The 18329-nt window shown below is 69.5% G+C and carries 12 protein-coding genes and 2 rRNA genes; 2 read left to right on the top strand and 12 right to left on the bottom strand.

Annotated elements, in window-relative coordinates; translation table 11 throughout:
* Positions 1-32: 32 nt before the first annotated feature.
* The 8 genes from B6G06_RS01025 to metG form a co-directional block, all read right to left on the bottom strand.
* Positions 33-1976: an ABC-F family ATP-binding cassette domain-containing protein gene (locus tag B6G06_RS01025; protein ID WP_081170510.1), complete on the bottom strand. Its 1944-nt coding sequence runs from the start codon at positions 1974-1976 to the stop codon at positions 33-35.
* The gene (locus tag B6G06_RS01020; protein WP_081170508.1) at positions 1976-2962 is read right to left on the bottom strand and encodes a 4-(cytidine 5'-diphospho)-2-C-methyl-D-erythritol kinase; all 987 of its coding nucleotides are present in this window, start codon (positions 2960-2962) and stop codon (positions 1976-1978) included. The genes B6G06_RS01025 and B6G06_RS01020 overlap by 1 nt, the downstream gene beginning before the upstream one ends.
* Positions 2959-3933 carry a 16S rRNA (adenine(1518)-N(6)/adenine(1519)-N(6))-dimethyltransferase RsmA gene (rsmA, locus tag B6G06_RS01015; RefSeq protein WP_081170507.1) on the bottom strand — a complete coding sequence of 325 codons (975 nt, stop codon included), beginning with the start codon at positions 3931-3933 and terminating at the stop codon, positions 2959-2961. Before rsmA ends, B6G06_RS01020 begins: the two co-directional genes overlap by 4 nt.
* A 159-nt stretch (positions 3934-4092) precedes the next feature.
* Positions 4093-4836 (bottom strand): resuscitation-promoting factor, encoded by a 744-nt coding sequence (locus B6G06_RS01010; protein WP_080462418.1) that lies wholly within the window; start codon positions 4834-4836, stop codon positions 4093-4095.
* Positions 4837-5045: 209 nt separating this feature from the next.
* Positions 5046-5912, bottom strand: a complete 867-nt coding sequence (locus tag B6G06_RS01005) for an aggregation-promoting factor C-terminal-like domain-containing protein (protein ID WP_080462419.1) — start codon at positions 5910-5912, stop codon at positions 5046-5048.
* Between the two features lie 172 nt (positions 5913-6084).
* Positions 6085-7026 carry a G5 domain-containing protein gene (locus tag B6G06_RS01000; RefSeq protein ID WP_080462420.1) on the bottom strand — a complete coding sequence of 314 codons (942 nt, stop codon included), beginning with the start codon at positions 7024-7026 and terminating at the stop codon, positions 6085-6087.
* A 164-nt stretch (positions 7027-7190) separates the two neighbouring features.
* On the bottom strand, positions 7191-8153 hold the full coding sequence (locus B6G06_RS00995) for a TatD family hydrolase (RefSeq protein WP_080462421.1): 963 nt from the start codon (positions 8151-8153) through the stop codon (positions 7191-7193).
* Positions 8150-10009: a methionine--tRNA ligase gene (metG, locus tag B6G06_RS00990; RefSeq protein ID WP_080462422.1), complete on the bottom strand. Its 1860-nt coding sequence runs from the start codon at positions 10007-10009 to the stop codon at positions 8150-8152. The genes B6G06_RS00995 and metG overlap by 4 nt, the downstream gene beginning before the upstream one ends.
* Before the next feature lie 158 nt (positions 10010-10167).
* Between metG and B6G06_RS00985 the strand changes: the two genes are divergently transcribed.
* Positions 10168-10737: a hypothetical protein gene (locus tag B6G06_RS00985; protein WP_125898864.1), complete on the top strand. Its 570-nt coding sequence runs from the start codon at positions 10168-10170 to the stop codon at positions 10735-10737.
* Positions 10738-10984: 247 nt separating this feature from the next.
* Here the strand turns inward: B6G06_RS00985 and rsmI are convergent, their stop codons facing one another.
* Complete coding sequence (rsmI, locus tag B6G06_RS00980) at positions 10985-11941, bottom strand: 16S rRNA (cytidine(1402)-2'-O)-methyltransferase (RefSeq protein ID WP_081170503.1); 957 nt, start codon at positions 11939-11941, stop codon at positions 10985-10987.
* A 36-nt stretch (positions 11942-11977) separates the two neighbouring features.
* Between rsmI and B6G06_RS00975 the strand changes: the two genes are divergently transcribed.
* Positions 11978-13915, top strand: coding sequence for a dolichyl-phosphate-mannose--protein mannosyltransferase (locus B6G06_RS00975; RefSeq protein ID WP_308421842.1), 1938 nt, complete (start codon positions 11978-11980; stop codon positions 13913-13915).
* Positions 13916-14050: 135 nt separating this feature from the next.
* On the opposite strand, the gene B6G06_RS10165 is transcribed toward B6G06_RS00975, so the two are convergent.
* From B6G06_RS10165 to B6G06_RS00965, 3 genes are all read right to left on the bottom strand, one after another.
* Positions 14051-14209: a hypothetical protein gene (locus B6G06_RS10165; protein WP_164505173.1), complete on the bottom strand. Its 159-nt coding sequence runs from the start codon at positions 14207-14209 to the stop codon at positions 14051-14053.
* Between the two features lie 385 nt (positions 14210-14594).
* A 5S ribosomal RNA gene (gene rrf, locus B6G06_RS00970) occupies positions 14595-14713 on the bottom strand.
* Positions 14714-14942: 229 nt separating this feature from the next.
* Positions 14943-18136, bottom strand: a 23S ribosomal RNA gene (locus tag B6G06_RS00965).
* Between the last annotated feature and the right edge of the window lie 193 nt (positions 18137-18329).

Genomic DNA, 18329 nt, shown 5'->3' with positions numbered 1-18329 from the left:
CATCGTAAGGGCAAGTCGGGCGAGGAGCCGAGTCAGGACTCCAACGATTCGGCAGCATCTATCCACGCCTCTTCCAGGGCCGCGTGCTCGACCTGGGCCTGGGCGAGCTCGCGTCCCAGGCCGGCCAACTCGCCCAGGCGCGCGGGGTCGGCCGAGACCTCCTCGAGGCGGGCATGGAGATCCTCGATGCGGCGGGCGGCGCGCTCCATCCTGCGCTCGATCCGCCCGAGGGCCTTGGTGGCCTCGCGGCGCTGGGCGCCGGTGAGCGCGGGCTGTGCGGATCGGCCGGGTCGTCCGTCGTCGCCGGGATGGTCGGAGCCGGAGCGATCGCGCGCCCCGACGACGACGCCCCGCCCAGCGCCGTCGGCCGCGACTCGGCGCAGCTCGAGATACTCCTCGACCCCACCGGGCAGGTCGCGCACCTGCCCGTCCCCGAGGACGGCGACCTGGTGGTCGGTGACGCGCTCGAGGAGGTAGCGGTCGTGGGAGACGACGACAAGCGTGCCCGGGAAGGTATCGAGGATGTCCTCGACAGCGGCGAGGGTATCGGTGTCGAGGTCGTTGGTGGGCTCGTCCAGGAGGAGGACATTGGGCTCGGTCATGAGCAGGCGCAGCAGTTGGAGGCGGCGCCGCTCCCCTCCGGATATCTCGCCGACGCGCGTCCAGGCGCGCTGGCGGGTGAAGCCGAGGCGCTCGACGAGCTGGGAGGCGGTGAGCTCCTTGCCGCCGACTGCGACGCGCTCCCCCACCTGGGCGACGGCCTCGACGACGCGCAGGTCGGCCAGGGCGTCGAGCTCGTGAGTGGACTGGGACAGGGTCGCGACGGCGACCGTCTTGCCGCGGGCCACCCGCCCGGAGGTGGGCTCGAGGCCACCCTCGAGGAGCCTGAGGAGGGTGGTCTTGCCCGCGCCGTTGACGCCGACGATGCCGACGCGCTCGCCGGGGGCCAGGCGCCAGGTGACATGGCGCAGGACCTCTGCGGGAGCGGCGCCGGCCGGGGCCGCTCCGAGCTCGCCCGGCACGGCCCCGCCGCCACTCCCCGGGTAGCTGAGGCTCACGTCCTCCAGGTCGATGACCTTCTTGCCCAGGCGGGCGGTGGCCATGGCGGCGAGTTGGACGGTGTCGCGCGGCGGGGGCACGTCGGCGATGAGCGCCTCGGCGGCCTCGATGCGGAAGCGGGGCTTGGAGGTGCGGGCAGGAGCGCCCCGCCGCAGCCAGGCGAGCTCCTTGCGCAGGAGGTTGTCGCGCTTGGCGGCGGTGACCGCGGCCTGGCGGGCGCGCTCGGCGCGGGCCAGGACGTAGGCCGCGTAGCCGCCGTCGTAGGTCTCGATGCGCCCGGGGATCTGGGGGCGGTCGCCGCCGGGGTCGATGCCGGGGACGACCTCCCACACGTTGGTGCAGATGGCGTCGAGGAACCAGCGGTCGTGGGTGACGACGACGAGCGCCCCGACCCCGGCGCGCCGCCCGGAGAAGCGAGCACTGAGATGCCGGGCGAGCCAGTCGACGCCTTCGACATCGAGGTGGTTGGTGGGCTCGTCAAGGAGCACGACCTGGGCGTCGGCGGTGAGGACTGCGGCCAGGGCGACGCGGCGCCGCTGCCCGCCGGACAGGGCGGTGACGTCGGCGGAGGGGGCGACGTCGGCGAGCAGGCCCGTGTGGATGTCGCGGATGGCGGGATCGGAGGCCCATTCGTGCTCGGGGGCGTCGCCGTGGACGGCACGGGTGACCGTGGTGCCGGGGGTGAAGTCGTCGGACTGGGCCAGCAGAGCGACGCTGAGGTCCCCGGCGCGTGTGATGCGGCCGCCGTCGGGCTCGCGCCTGTCGGCCAGGGCCGCGAGGAGGGTGGATTTGCCGGCGCCGTTGGGGCCCAGGACACCCACGCGGGTGCCATCCTCGATGCCGAGGCGGACGCCGTCGAGGAGGGTGCGCGACCCGACGATGATGCGCAGGTCCTCGATGCCCAGCAGGTGCGCCATCAGCCCACCACCCGGGCCCCGGCGACGGGGGCGTCGGCGCGTACGACGTCGGCGCAGGCGCCCGAGGCGGAAAGAGCCCGGGCGACGCGCTGGGCGGTGGCCGAGTCGGGGGCGAGTGCGGCGATGGTGGGCCCGGAGCCGGAGACGATGGCGCGCAGGGCCCCGGCCCGCTCGGCGGTCTCGATGACTTCGGCGAGCTCGGGGCGCAGGTCGAGGGCGGCCTCCTGAAGATCGTTGGCCAGACAGTCGGCGAGGGCCGCGGCGTCGCCGACGCGCAGGGCGGCTGTGAGGGCCTCGGGGACCTCGGCGGGGACGGCCGGGGCCCCGGCTCTTCCGGCCCTGGCGGCGCTGAGCTCGTCGAAGCGGGCGAAGACGGCCGGGGTGGACAGGCCCTCGCGGGCCAGGGCGAACACCCACTGGTAGGTGCCGCGCCCCATGAGGGGGGTGAGGCGCTCGCCGACGCCGTGGCCGAGCGCCGTGGCGCCCATGAGGGGGAAGGGGACGTCGGCGCCGAGCCGGGCCGCCAGGTCGAGAAGATCGCCCAGTCCCAGGCCGGTGCCCCACAGGTGGTTGCAGGCGAGCAGTGCTGCGGCGGCGTCGGCACTGCCCCCGGCCATGCCCCCCGCCACGGGCACCCGCTTGCGCAGGAGGAGGTCGACGCCCTCGGTCACGCCGGTGGCCTCGGCGAGGAGGCGGGCGGCACGCACGACGAGGTTGCGCTCGTCGGTGGGGACGGCGTCATCGGGATCGGCGAGGGTGAGGGTGATGCGGCCGCGCGCGTCGAGGGCCTGGCGGCGCGCGGTGACGGTCTCGATGAGGCGCACGGCTTGGAAGACGGTGGTCAGGGGATGGTAGCCGTCGGGGCGGGGGGCGCCGACGGATAGGAACAGGTTGACCTTGCCGGGGGCCTCGACGCGCACGGAGGTCGCGGAGCCCGCGCGGGGGCCGGTGGCGTCCGGGTCGGGGACGGCGCGCAGGTGGTTCATCGCTTCTCCTCAGGGGCGGTGCTGCTGGTGGGGGCCGTCGGGGCGGCGGCCGGCGCCTCAGGGGCGGCGAGGGCCTCGGCGAGGGCCGCGAAGGCGGCGATGTCGAGGCGCTCGCCGCGCAGCGCGGGGTCGATGCCGGCGCGCCGGCAGGCGGCCTCGGCGGCACCGGGGCTCCCGACCAGCGTGGCGAGGGCCTGGCGGAGGGTCTTGCGGCGCTGGGCGAAGGCGGCGTCGACGACGGCGAAGACCTCCTCCCGGCTGGAGGCCGTGGCGGGGGGCTCGCGGCGGGTGAGCTCGACGAGCGCGGAGTCGACCCCGGGGACGGGCCAGAAGACGGTGCGCCCGATGGTGATGGTGCGGCGGGCGGCGGCGTACCAGGCGGTCTTGGCCGAGGGGACGCCGTAGGTGCGGCTGCCGGGGGCGGCGGCGAGCCGGTCGGCGACCTCGGCCTGGACCATGACGGTGGCCGAGCGGATCGACGGCAGAGCGGCGAGCACGGAGAGGAGCACGGGGACGGCGACGTTGTAGGGCAGGTTGGCCACGAGCCGGGTGGGGGCGGCGGGGTCTGGCGCCGCGCCGTCGTCGGGCCGGGCGAGCCCCAGCGATTCGAGGCCGGTGATGGCCAGGGCGTCGGCGTTGATGACGCTCAGGCGCTCGGCGGCGCCGGGCATCCGGTCGGCGATGGTCGCCGGCAGGGCGCGGGCGAGCAGGGGGTCGATCTCGACGGCGACGACGCGAGCCCCGGCCTCCAGGAGCGCCAGGGTGAGGGAGCCGAGGCCCGGGCCGATCTCGAGGACGGACTCGCCCGGCTCGACGCCCGCGGAGCGCACGATGCGGTGCACGGTCCCCGCGTCGTGGACGAAGTTCTGCCCGAGGGTCTTAGTGGGGCGGACGCCGAGGGTGGCGGCCAGTCCCCGGATCTCGGCGGGGCCGAGCAGTCCAGCGCCGGCCTGGGGTGTCGTATCGGGCATGAGCCCAAGCCTACCGGCGCCCCGCCCCACCCCCTCGCCGAGACCGGTCGAAATCAGGAGCGAGACCGGTCGAAAATAGGAGCGAGACCGGCCCAGTGCGCCATGGGCGGCACCACCGCGCCCTGAGCGCGAGGCAAGCGCTCCGCGCGCCTCAGCGCATCAGTGCCCGCATCCCCACTGGCTCCATCCGGAGCGCCGCTGGAGGATCTTGGCGCGCATGGTCTGCTCCTCGGGACTGGCGTCGATGGGGTTGCCGGTGCCGCCCACAGAGGCCCAAGTGTCCAGGGAGAACTGGTAGAGCCCGTAGTACCCGGCGGGGTTGACGGCACGCGGGTCGCCACCGGACTCGCATTGGGCGAGCCGCTGGAAGTCGTCGTCAAGACTGCCGTCATCGGCGGGCGCGGCCGCGCTCTGCGATGATCCCGGGGAGGAGTCGGCGCTGCTCGGAGTGGCCGCGGCCTCCTTGGTGCCCACGAGGACGACCTCATCGACTTTCGCGGTCACGACCACGGACGACACGACCTCGCGGGACACCTCCACGCCGCCGGTGCTGATGACGCGGTAGGTGACGCGGGTGACGCCGTCGACGCCCGCCGTCTTGGCCTTCTTCTCCCCCTTGGGGAGCTGGTCGGTCTCCTCCTCGGTGGAGCCGTGCGCCTCAGTGGTGTCCTCGACGACGAGCGATTCCTCGGTCGCGGAGGTGCTGGCGGCCTCATAAGCACTGCCGAGCGAGGCGATGCCGGGGTCGTCCTCAACGGCACTGGCCTGATCGGCGTTCTGCGCTGAGGCGCTCGTGGTGGCCACAGCGGCATAGGCGCCGCCGGGGACGAGCAGGCCGACGGCGACGGCGATGGCGCCGGCCCTCAGGGCGGAGGCTCGGCCGTCAGGGTTTCGCGAAGTCATGGGATTCGCTCCTCGGGGTGGGATGTGGTGGTGACGCTACCCGAGGAGCCGTGCGCCGCACTATTGAGCCGGTCACGCCCAAGCGCCGTCTCGCTGAGGCAGCCGAGGAACCACAGACCGGCTCACGACGGGCCGACGGCGCCGCCTGCGAAGAGGGAACCGGTTTCGCTCCTATTTTCGACCGGTCTCGGCGAGGGGAAGGGGGAGGGTCAGTACCAGCCAGTCCTCTCGGAGTGGGACCAGGCGGCGCAGGGGCTGCCGTAGCGGCCCTGAATGTAGCCCAGGCCCCAGTTGATCTGGGTGGCGGGGTTGGTCTGCCAGTCCGAGCCGGCCGAGGCCATCTTGCTGCCGGGCAGGGCCTGCGGGATGCCGTAGGCGCCCGAAGAGGCGTTCTGCGCCTGGTAGTTCCAACCGGATTCGCGATTCCACAGGCTCACGAGGCAGGAGAACTCGCTGTCACCCCAGCCGTAGGCGCCCATCATGGAGCGGGCGGTCGCCTGCGCGCTGGCCGCGTCGGTCCCGGAGGCCGCCGGGGGCGCCGACGCCGCACCGCCGGCTTTGCCGCTCGCGGCGCCGGCCGTCGGCGCGGCCTGGGAGGCCTCCTCCTTGGTGCCCACGAGGACGACCTCATCGACCTTGGCGGTCACGGTGACGGTGGAGACGACCTCACGGGAGAGCTCCGTGCCGTCAGCGGCGGTGACCACGCGGGAAACGGTGCGGGTGACGCCGTCGACGCCGGCCGTCTTGACCTTCTTCTCCCCCTTGGGGAGCTGGTCGGTCTCCTCCTCGGTGGAGCCGTGGGCGTCGGTGACGTCCTCAACGACGACGTTCTCCGCGCTGGTGGCGGCGCCCTCCGCCTCGGGGACCTCGCCGCCGATCGCGGAGGTCGAGTCGGGCTCGGGGGCGGGGGCCTCGGCGGCCTGCGCGATGTCACCGCCGGTGGGGGAGGGCAGCGGCAGGGATTCGTTGCCGGTGGACTCGACGGCGGCGTAGGCACCTCCGGAGACGCTCGCGGCGACGGCTGCGGCGAGCGCGCCGGAGCGGACGAGGATGTGCTTGCGGGGGGCGGGAGTCACGTGACTCCTCCTTCCATGGGCTTGACTGCCCTCACGCTAACGGACGCGCGCCGACCGTTTCCATTGAGGCCAGTCACATGCGCGAGGGCGCGATCACAGCGCAGCAGATTCAGACTGCCGACCGCGCCGACCCGGGTGGGGCCGCATCAGCCGCGGCCCGGCGTCGGTCGGCTCAGTACCAGTTGGTGGCCTCGGAGTGGGCCCAAGCGGCGCAGGGGTTGCCGTAGCGCTCCTTGATGTAGCCCAGACCCCACTTGATCTGGGTAGTGGGGTTGGAGGCCCAGTCACTGGACACCGAGCCCATCTTCTCACCGGGCAGGGACTGCGGGATCCCATAGGCCCCGGATGAAGGGTTGACGGCCTGGTAGTCCCACTGGGACTCGCGGGTCCACAGGTTGTCGAGGCAGGCGTACTGGTCCTCGCCCCAGCCATAGGAGGACAGCAGGGCCTTTCCAATCGCCTGGGCGGAGGCCTTCGTCTTGCCGTCGCCCGCCTGGGCGATGGCAACGTCCTGGGGGGTGCCCTTGCCGACGACGACGACCTCGTCGACGCGCTTGGTGACGGCGACGCTCGAGACCATCTCGCGGGAGATCTCCTGGCCGTCGACGCTGACGACACGGTAGGTGACGCGGGTGACACCGTCGACGCCGGCGGTCTCGATCTTCTTCTCTCCGGCGGCGAGGCCGACGCTCTCCTTCTGCGAGGATGTGTGCGGGTCGGCAACGTCCTCGGTGAGGGTGGAGACAGTCTCGGTGCCCGTGGTGGTGACGGCGCCGCTCGGATCACTGGAGGACGCGCCGGCGGAGGCGTCCTGAGAGGATGCCTCCTCGCTGACAGTGGATCCGAGCGCGGCCATCGCGGGAGATCCGGAGTCGTCGGCGGTGTCCTCGTGGGCATTGACGGCGGCCCAGGCGCTCCCGGAGACGGCGATCGACAGTGCGGTGGCGACGCCACCGGCCCTCATCATGACGGGGGCCATCGAGGTGCGCGCGGGGCCCTCGGCTCGCCTGCGGCCGTGGCCCGCGCTGCGATCCGAGGCCAGGGACCGGGCTGCGAGCGCTCCGAGTTCGGTGAAAGTGGTGCTCAGGGAACTACTGTCGGAGTGGCGACCCACGGTATCGACTTCCTATCATTCGGGGACAGGTGCCACGCTAGCCGACACCCCGTCTTGTGGGCAATGCTCCTCATCACATCGCCCCCGCCGCGACCTGATCGTTCAATGAGGGTCATCGGTCCTTGGGCGCATGCGCCTTGACAGGCCCGGGACCAGCGGCACCCTCAGCGCGAGGCCGGCGCCGCGCTGGGCCAGTGCCCGTAGACCTCGATGGTCGTGCTCTCGAGGCGCTCGCACATGGCGCGCTCGTCCAGGCCCCGCTGCTCGGCGAGGAAGCGGACGGTGTCCCCCATGAGGTAGCCGGCGTTGGGACGGCCGCGCCATGCCTTGGGCGGCAGGTAAGGGGCGTCGGTCTCCACGAGGAGGAGGTCGTCGGGCAGGGCGGCGACGGCGTCGCGCAGCGCGCCGTTGGAGGGGTAGGTGAGGGGGCCGGCGATGGAGGCGTACCAGTGGTTCTCCACGCAGGCCCGGGCGAGTGCCGCCCCGCCGCTGAAGCAGTGGAGCACCGTGCGCTCGGGGGCGCCGTCGGCCAGGAGGATCCCGACGCAGTCCTCGTGGGCGTCGCGGTCGTGGATCTGCAGGGGCAGGTCGAGCTCCTTGGCCAGGGCGATGTGGGCTCGGAAGGCCTCGCGCTGGACGGCGGCACCGCGCTCACCGGTGCGGAAGAGGTCCATGCCGGTCTCCCCCACGGCGACGACGGCGGCCCCCGCTCCTCGGATGAGCGCCTCGAGGCGGCTCATGGCCTCGTCGAGGGGCTCGGCGTGGTGCTTCTCGACTCGCGGCTCCAGGCCGTCGGGCCCCGTTTCGCGCACCCCCGCGTGCAGAACGGCCTCGTTGGGGTGGATGGCCAGCGCCACGCGCACCCCGGGCAGATCGCGGGCCAGGCCCAGCGAGCCCTCCCAGGTGGGCGTCTCGCAGGCGGAGGTGATGATGCGGGTGATGCCGCGCTCCGCGGCCCGCTCGACGAGCTCGGCCGCGCTCAGCGGCGCATCAGCCCCGGGACCACTGGGCGCCAACCCGGGCACGGGCAGGTGCGTGTGGTTGTCGGTGACGGGCGCCGCCAGGGGCGCGACTGCGTCGGCGGGCGGCCAGGACCGCTCCCCAGGGCCGCGGTGAGAGCGGCTCATGCCCCGGTGACGTCATCGGGGGCGGAGTCGGCGTAGCGGGCCAGCTCCTGCTCAACGATGGACTCGTCGAGCTTGGCGAATACGGGGGCGGGCTTGGCGATCGGGATGCCGACGGCGACCTTGTGCCTCCCCCAGGTCGGCGCCCCAGTGTAGTCGCCGGTGATGATGGGGTAGCCGGTGCGCCCGTCGAAGTCGGCGGGCAGGACCTCGGGGTCGAGCTCGTCAGCCTCCTCGATGCGCGGCATGGGGGCGATCCGACCTGCGCCGCCCAGGACGCGGTCGACGTCGTTGGCGGCGTGCGGCAGGAAGGGCGAGAGCATGAGGTTGAGATCGGCGACCGCCTGGGCGAGGGTGTGCAGGATGGTCGCGAGCCGCGCCTGGGTGGCCTCGTCCTCGCCCTTGAGCTTGAAGGGCTGGGTGTCGGCGATGTACTTGTTCACCTCCCCCACCAGGCGCATCGCCTCGGCGAGGGCGGCCTTCTGCCGGTGGGCGCGGATGAGGTCGCCGACGGCGTCGAACCCGGCCTCGATGGCGTCCAGGAGCGCAGTGTCCTCTTCGGCCCACTCGCCGGGGGCGGGGATGGCGCCGAAGCGCTTGTGGATCATGGTGGCGGTGCGGTTGACGAGGTTGCCCCAGCCGGCGACGAGCTCGGAATTGGTGCGGCGCACGAACTCGGCCCAGGTGAAGTCGGCGTCGGCGGTCTCAGGACCTGCGGCGCAGATGAAGTAGCGCAGGGCGTCGGCCTGGTAGCGCTCCAGGAAGTCGCGCACGTAGATGACGATGCCGTGGGAGGAGGAGAACTTCTTGCCCTCCATGGTGAGGAATTCGCTGGAGACCACCTCGGTGGGCAGGTTGAGCGCGCCAAGCGCGCCGGGACCGACGCCGGGCAGGCCTGCGCGGCTGCCCTGACCGTTGTAGCCGAGCAGCTCGGCGGGCCAGATCTGGGAGTGGAAGACGATGTTGTCCTTGCCCATGAAGTAGTAGGACAGGGCATTGGGGTCGGCCCACCACCGCTTCCATGCCTCGGCGTCGCCGGTGCGGCGCGCCCATTCGATGGAGGCGGACAGGTAGCCGATGACGGCGTCGAACCAGACGTAGAGGCGCTTGGAGGGCTGGTCCTCCCAGCCGGGAACGGGGATGCCCCAGTCGATGTCGCGCGTCATGGCGCGGGGGCGGATCTCGGCCAGGATGTTCTTGGAGAAGCGGATGACGTTGGGGCGCCACGTGCCCGAGGCCTCGCGCTCGTCGAGCCAGTCGCCCAGGGCGTCGGCCAGGGCGGGCAGGTCGAGGAAGTAGTGGGTGGAGTCGATGAACTCGGGGGTCTCGCCGTTGATCCGCGAGTGCGGGTTGATCAGGTCGGTGGGGTCGAGCTGGTTGCCGCAGGTGTCGCACTGGTCGCCGCGGGCGCCGTCGGCGCCGCAGATCGGGCAGGTGCCCTCGATGTAGCGGTCGGGCAGAGTACGGCCGGTCGAGGGGCTGATGGCGGAGCGGGTGACCTGCTCGACCATGTAGCCGTTGTCCCGCACAGTACGGAACATCTCCTGGACCACCCGGTAGTGGTTGCCCGCCGTCGTGCGGGTGAAGAGGTCGTAGGACAGGCCGAGGGCGACGAGGTCCTCGACGATGAGCCGGTTGTTGCGGTCGGCGAGCTCACGGGCGCTCACGCCCTCGGCATCCGCGGCCACGAGGATGGGGGTGCCGTGCTCATCAGTGCCCGAGACCATGAGGACGTCGTGCCCGGCCATGCGCATGTAGCGGGAGAAGACGTCGGAGGGGACACCGAAACCGGCGACGTGGCCGATGTGGCGGGGGCCGTTGGCGTAGGGCCAGGCGACGGCGGACAGGATGTGGCTCATGGGCCAAGCCTATCCGCTCGTGCGCGCGGCGCCGTATGGTGGTATCGGGGCGCTAGGAGCGCCTGGCCCTCCACTGCGCCCACTGGCACCGCCAACATCACCGGCGCCACAGTCCAACGGGCATCCGCAGGGCGGTCCCACGACGATGAGAAGCAGTCATGTCCCAGTCCCCCGCTCCATCCTCGACGCCTTTCGGCCCGACGGGAGGTTCCTGGTCGTCCGGGCCCGGGGCACCCGTCGCGCCGCCGGAACCCTACGGGGGCTACCAGGCCGCCCATCCGGGCGGCTACCCAGGAGTGGCGCCGGGGTACGGCATGCCCTGGCGGCCCCCGGCGGTCAAGAGCATGACGGCGCCCTGGGTTCTCCTGGCCTCCGGGGTGATCATGATCGTCGTGGCGATCGTCGGCATCATCCTCAGTCTCGGCGCCTTCGCGAGAACGGTGTCGCTGGAACCGCTGGACCCGGACGGAACCACCGCTGCCGCCCTGGAGGGCGGGAAGGACTACGGCCTGTTCGGCGACGGCTACGCGAGTTGCGACATCACTGGCCCGGGCGCCGTTGAGGAGCGCTCCGTGACGGGCTCCGTGACGGGCTCCGTGACCGTCAATGACAAGTCCGAGCTGCTGATCCTGACGCCCAGCGCCTCGGGCATGTACACCTTCGAGTGCAGTGGGAGCGCTCAATCCCTCGCGTTGGGCGACGCGGCGACGGTCTCGGGCATGTTCTGAGGAGTCGGAGGCTTCCTCGGGGCCCTCTTCCTGGGCGGCGCGGGATTGATCGTCTTCATCATCGGGATCGTCTGGGTGGCGACGCGCGGTGCGTCGAATCGGAGGGCCCGGGCGCTTCTCGGCCCAGCCGCCGAGCCGTCCGGCGGCGCAACCGCCTGAGGGCCTCCCGGGGCACCCGGGGCTCTCGGGCAATCCGGGCCCTCGGCGGCCGTCAACCGGCCGTGTCACCGGCCGGGCGCGAGGCTTGTCACCGCCGGAGCGCCAGGGCGCGCTGGTAGACCGCGTTGGGCCGCAGCCCGCTGCCGCGCGCCGCCTTGGCGGCTGCTTCTTTCAGGCGCATGCCCCCGTCGGCCAGTGCCAGCGCCTCCGCAGCGGCCTGCTCGGGATCGGCGGCACGCTGCGGGGCCCCGGCGACGACGAGCACGATCTCCCCGAGCACCTCACTGGCCGTGGAGGCGGCGAGCTCGGCGAGCGTGGCCCGGCGCACCTCCTCGTGGGTCTTGGTGAGCTCGCGGCACAGCGCGGCGGGACGCTCGGGGCCGAAGGCCCCGACCATCGCCTCGAGGGTCGCGTGGACACGGCGTGGGGACTCGAAGAGAACCATGGTGCGCCGCTCATCGGCGAGCTCGGCCAGGGCCCGGCCCCGCTCCCCCTGCTTGCGGGGCAGGAAGCCCTCGAAGCAGAAGCGATCGGAGGCCAGGCCCGAGACAGCCAGAGCGGTGAGGACGGCCGAGGGCCCGGGGGCGGCGCTCACGGGCACGCCCGCCTCGGCGGCGGCCACGACGAGCCGGTAGCCGGGGTCGGAGACGGACGGCATTCCGGCGTCGGAGACCATGACGACGCTCCGCCCGGACTGGGCGGCCTCGATGAGCTCGCCGGTCCGCTGGGCCTCATTGTGCTCGTGGTACGCCACTGTCCTGCCGCCGATGCGCAAGCCGAGCCGTTGGGCGAGAGCCTTGACCCGCCGGGTGTCCTCGGCCGCGACGATGTCCGCCTCCTCCAGGGCCCGGCGCAGTCGGGCGGAAGCATCGCCGGCGTTCCCGATGGGGGTAGCGGCCAGGAGGATCTCACCGCGCCGTGGGGCATCGGCCCCCGGCTCGGCGGGGCCGGTCGCGCCCGCCTCACCGACTCCGCCGGCAGCATCGCGCGGATGGGCCTCGTGCTCGGTCTCATGGGCACCCGGGGGCGCGGTGACGTCGCTCATGGGCCCAGTATGGCGCTCCCCCTTTAGACTCGCCCGGTGACTGATAACAGGCATGACCTTCCCGACACCCCTGAGGTCGGGCCCCTGCCGTCGCCGGGCGCCGTCGAGGCGGCAGTCCCGGCCGCGAGCGCCCCTGGGGCCGAGAGCGTCTCGCCTCGCGAGGAGTTGGCGCGCTGGGCGGCCGGCAAGCGGCCTGCACCCACGGCGCCCACGGCACCCACGGCTACTCCCCTCATGGACAACCGCTCGGGGGACGTCCTTCGGGCGCGCCTCGGGCTGCGCCCCACCTCCTGGGCGCTCGCCGCCTCCCTGCGCATCAATGGCTGGGCAGTCACCGCGATCGTCACCCTGCTGGCCGCGGTCACGCGCTTCGTGGGCCTGTCGCACCCGCGGGGCCTCATGTTCGACGAGATCTATTACGTCAAGGAGGGCTACGCGCTCTGGCACGTGGGCTACGAGGCCGAATGGAAGGAGGGGGCCGACGCCCTCTTCGCCACGGGCGACGTCGCCCACGCCCTGACCACGAAGCCCTCCTACGTCGTCCACCCCGAGCTCGGGAAGTGGCTCATCGGCTCCGGCATGGAGATCTTCGGCGTCAATTCCTTCGGCTGGCGGTTCATGCCGGCGCTGGCCGGCGTGCTCACCGTTCTCCTCGTCACGCGGATCATGATGCGGCTCACCCACTCGCCTCTCCTGGCCGGTCTGGCGGGCTTCTTCCTGGCCATCGACGGGATCGGGATCACTGAGTCCCGGATCGCCCTCCTCGACAACTTCATCGGCCTGTTCGCGACCTGCGCCCTGTATTGCCTCGTGCGCGACCGCCAGTGGATGCGCGAGCGGCTCGCCCGGGGGCTCGCCGATCGTCCCGCGGGCAGCACCGCTCCCCTGCTCCTATGGCGGCCGTGGCTGCTGGCGACGGCGATCAGCCTGGGCCTGACCTGCTCGATCAAGTGGTCGGGCCTCTATCTGCTCGCCGCAGTGGGGGTCCTGGTGGTGGTCTGGGATGTCTGCGCGCTGCGCGCGGTGAGAGCGCGCTCGTGGCACACGGCGGGCTTCCTCGGCAGGGGGTTGCAGGACTTCCTCTACCTGGTTCCCACGGCACTCGTCGTGTACGTGGCCGGCTGGTTCTCCTGGTTCGCCCACTCGGAGGCCTTCAACCGCGATTGGGCCGCGCAGCGGCGCGAGACCGGCCAGATGTTGCCTCGGTCCTGGATGCCGGACTCTCTCAACAGCCTTCTCGATTACCACATCCGGATGTACCGCTTCCACGTGGGCCTGGACAGCAGTCACCCGTACATGTCGAAGCCGCTCTCCTGGTTGGTGCAGATGCGCCCGACGCTCTTCTACTACCCCCCCAAAGAGCAGTTGGGCTCGTCCTGCGGCTCCGACCACTGCGTGGAGGCGATCTCCGCGATCGGGAACATCCCGGTGTGGTGGTTCGGTATCGGCGCACTCGCCGTCGTCATCACGGTAGCGGTGGCTCGCCGTGACTGGAGGATGTGGGTGCCGCTTATCGGCTACGTGGGCCTCTACCTTCCGTGGTTCCAGTACCCCGATCGCACGATCTTCTCCTTCTACACCGTGGCCTTCGTGCCGTGCGTCGTCATGGTGCTCGCTCTCGCGCTGGGCTCGCTGTCCGGGATGATCCCGCCACTGCCGGGCTCGGCGGCCGCGCGAGATGAGGAGTACGCCGTTATCGCGGGGACGACGGGCCCCGGCCTGCCGGCGCCCCGGGGCGTAATCGCCCGATTCCTGGGCTTCGGCAGGTGGCGAGGTATCGCAAACCCCAGTTTCCTGACTGAGGAATGGATCGGAGTCTCAGGATGGCGGCTGCGGTACGAGGGGCTTGCCGCGATGGGCGTCGTCGTGCTCCTCGCCGTTGCCTTCGGGCTGCTGTGGTGGCCCCTGTGGACCGGCCAGACAATCAGTTACGACTTCTGGTACTGGCATATGTGGTTCCAGAGCTGGATCTGATCCGGCAAGGCGCGAGGAGGGCCCTGGACCGCCCGTGCAGGGTCTCGTGAGGTCCTGGGCCCTGGGTGGATTGTCGACGCCTGTGTCAGGCCGCCGCTTGACGTGGACGATGTCGTCAGTGCCTGCCGCCGCGCCTCAGATGTCACGGCCCCGGAACAGCACAATGGCCGCAGCGAACAGGGCGACCGTCCAGGCGATGAGGGCGGCGGCCACCGCCCAGGGGCCGATGAGCTCCGACGGGGCGGGCCAGTACACTCCCCGGCGACTCTCCGGCCACCTGAAGAGCCACGGCATAAGACCTGCTTGGCGCCCGACGAGATCACTGCCAGGATCCGGTTGTGGTGCGCTTGGTCGGACCAGCACCCGGATCCGGTCGTGACGGGCCGGCGCCCCACAGCGACCACAAGACGCGCCCTCGCCCATCATGGTGAACCAACCCCCCCCACCCGCGCGTGCGTGTGTGGGTGGGTGGTCGTTGAGCCACCCCCCGGGCGGGCGGGTGGGGTGATGCCGCGAAGGGCGCGTGTGCGTGTGTGCGTGTGTGCGTGTGTGCGTGTGTGGGTGGGTGGGTGTGGGAGAACAAAACAACAACACAAAAAACAAGAAAGAGAACAGAGAGACCCCACCAACACACCCTTACGGGCGCGCAGGGGGTCTCCCTGCTCTCTTCCAAGCAAGTACCCGGCAGTGTCCTACTCTCCCGCCCCTTAACAAGGACAGTACCATCGGCGCTGGGGGTCTTAGCTTCCGGGTTCGGAAAGGAAAACCGGGCGTGGCTCCCCCGCTATGACCACCGGGACGTCTCTATACACCACCCACCCACCAAGTCACCATGGCAGACAGGCTCACATCACCCACCCCCCAACCCCCACACAAAACATGAGGACAAACACAAGAGGGGGCTGTGGGCTGGTCATGAACCGCATAGTGGGCGCGCCGCCGTATTCTAAACAACTCCGCACACGCACCAACCATCCCTACCCGCCCCACAACAAGGAAACAAGCAAGAACAAGCCAGCGCGCTAAATATGTTGATTGTATCGGCCGATTAGTACCAGTCAGCTCAATAGCCCTTACAGGCTTTCCACCCCTGGCCTATCAACCCAGTAATCCACTGGGGACCTCCCACCCCCCAAAAAAAGGGGCATGGATACCTCATCTTGAAGATGGTTTCCCGCTTAGATGCTTTCAGCGGTTACCCGTCCCGAACGTAGCCAACCAGCCGTGCCCCTGGCGGGACAACTGGCACACCAGAGGTTCGTCCGTCCCGGTCCTCTCGTACTAGGGACAGGCCTTCTCAAGTATCCTGCGCGCGCAGAGGATAGGGACCGAACTGTCTCACGACGTTCTAAACCCAGCTCGCGTACCGCTTTAATGGGCGAACAGCCCAACCCTTGGGACCTGCTCCAGCCCCAGGATGCGACGAGCCGACATCGAGGTGCCAAACCATGCCGTCGATATGGACTCTTGGGCAGGATCAGCCTGTTATCCCCGGGGTACCTTTTATCCGTTGAGCGACGACCCACCCACACGGGATCGCCGGATCACTAGTTCCTGCTTTCGCACCTGCTCGACCCGTCGGTCTCACAGTCAAGCTCCCTTGTGCACTTGCACTCAACACCTGGTTGCCGACCAGGCTGAGGGAACCTTTGAGCGCCTCCGTTACACTTTAGGAGGCAACCGCCCCAGTTAAACTACCCACCAGGCACTGTCCCTGACCCGGATCACGGGCCCAGGTTCAGGCGCACGCCATGGCCAGAGTGGTATTTCAACAACGACTCCACCACCACTAGCGTGACGGCCTCACAGTCTCCCACCTATCCTGCACAAGCCATAGCGGACGCCAATACCAAGCTATAGTAAAGGTCCCGGGGTCTTTCCGTCCTTCTGCGCGAAACGAGCATCTTTACTCGTACTGCAATTTCGCCGAGCTCATGGTGGAGACAGCGGGGAAGTCGTTACGCCATTCGTGCAGGTCGGAACTTACCCGACAAGGAATTTCGCTACCTTAGGATGGTTATAGTTACCACCGCCGTTTACTGGGGCTTGAATTCACCGCTTCACCCCAAAAAAAGGGGCTGACAGATCCTCTTAACCTTCCAGCACCGGGCAGGCGTCAGTCCGTATACATCGCCTTGCGGCTTCGCACGGACCTGTGTTTTTAGTAAACAGTCGCTCCCCCCTGGTCTCTGCGACCCTCCCCCCCAACGGGCAAGCCGTCTCAGGGTTCAGGCCCCCCTTCTCCCGAAGTTACGGGGGCATTTTGCCGAGTTCCTTCACCATGATTCACTCGTGCGCCTAGGCATACTCTGCCCGACCACCTGTGTCGGTTTAGGGTACGGGCGGCTCGCACCTCGCGCCGGGGCTTTTCTCGGCGCCACAGGATCACCCTACTATCCCCCACCAAAAAGCGGGGTCACCATCACGCCTCACCCTCCCACCCCACAGGGCAGGCAGCCCCCGGATTTACCTAGGGACCGGGCCGCACGCTTGAACGGGCCAAGCCATCAGGCCCGCGAGGCTACCACTGCGCGTCACCCCTGTTAATGCGCTTGCCTACCAGCACGGAGGGTCCCCAGACCACCACCCACAACCCACACCAGGAACCCGAAAGCCCCCAGCACAAGTCAACGTGAGCAGCGGCGTGGGTCAGCACCCGCACGTCAGCATGGACGGTGCTACACCGGTACGGGAATATCAACCCGTCATCCATCGACTACGCCTGTCGGCCTCGCCTTAGGTCCCGACTCACCCAGGGCGGACTAGCCTGGCCCTGGAACCCTTGGTCATTCGGCGCTAGGGCTTCTCACCCTAGTATCGCTACTCATGCCTGCATTCTCACTCCCACGCCATCCACCCCTGGGTCACCCCGAGGCTTCACCCGGCGCAGGACGCTCCCCTACCACCCGCCACCCCTGCCCAACCCGCCCAAAAAGGGACAAGGAAGGAAAGGAACAAACGCGACGGGTCCGCGGCTTCGGCGGCGTGCTTGAGCCCCGCTACATTGTCGGCGCACGATCACTTGACCAGTGAGCTATTACGCACTCTTTCAAGGATGGCTGCTTCTAAGCCAACCTCCTGGTTGTCTGCGCGACCGCACATCCTTTCCCACTTAGCACGCGCTTAGGGGCCTTAGCCGGCGATCTGGGCTGTTTCCCTCTCGACGACGGAGCTTATCCCCCGCCGTCTCACTGCCCCGCTCACACCCGAACGGCATTCGGAGTTTGGCTGACGTCAGTAACCCTGTGGGGCCCATCAGCCACCCAGTAGCTCTACCTCCGCCGGGCAACACGAGACGCTGCACCTAAATGCATTTCGGGGAGAACCAGCTATCACGGAGTTTGATTGGCCTTTCACCCCTACCCACAGCTCATCCCCCCCATTTTCAACTGAGGTGGGTTCGGTCCTCCACACGCTCTTACACGTGCTTCAACCTGGCCATGGGTAGATCACCCCGCTTCGGGTCCAGGACGCGCCACTAAAACGCCCTCAATTCGGACTCGCTCTCGCTACGACTCCCCCACACGGGTTAGCCTCGCGACACGCCACTGACTCGCAGGCTCATTCTTCAATAGGCACGCCATCACCCCAAAAAAGGGCCCTGACGGCTCGTAGGCGCCCGGTTTCAGGTACTCTTTCACTCCCCTCCCGGGGTACTTTTCACCATTCCCTCACGGTACTCATCCGCTATCGGTCATCAGGAAGTATTCAGGCAACCGAGTGGTCTCGGCAGATTCACACAGGATTCCACGGGCCCCGTGCTACTCGGGAACACCACACACACAGGCCCACCAGTTCCGCCTACGGGGCTATCACCCACTACGGCCCCCCTTCCCAGGAGGTTCGGCTACCAGACAAGCTTTCTCACTGCGCCCCGCTCCGGCAGAAACGAGAACGGCGATGCCCCACAACCCCGCAACCGCAACCCCTGCCGGGTAATCACACGACCACGGTTTAACCATCATCCGCTTTCGCTCGCCACTACTCACGGAATATCCTCTCCTGCGGGTACTGAGATGTTTCACTTCCCCGCGTCACCCCCCACGCCCTATGAAATTCAAGCGCAGGTGACCGGGCATGACCCCGGCCGGGTCCCCCCATTCGGAAACCCTCGGATCACAGCCCGCTAGCCGGCTCCCCGAGGCTTATCGCAGGCCACCACGTCCTTCATCGGCCCCTGATGCCAAGGCATCCACCGAACGCCCATAAAAACAAACAACACACAAAACACACAGAGCAAAAACAAACGAAATCACACACAGCCCCGCACACCACCCCCTCAGCAAACCCCAACCCAAACCAGGCCAGAACCCACCAAGAAAACAGCAAACACGGAACCATGCAGATGCTCGCGCCCACTATACAGTTCACAACCAACCCACCCACACACCAACCCACCCCCCAACCAAAGGGA

Source organism: Actinomyces gaoshouyii, assembly GCF_002076915.1.
In the GTDB taxonomy this organism is placed as follows: Bacteria; Actinomycetota; Actinomycetes; order Actinomycetales; family Actinomycetaceae; genus Actinomyces; species Actinomyces gaoshouyii.
This window is presented reverse-complemented; position numbering and strand designations above follow the sequence as displayed.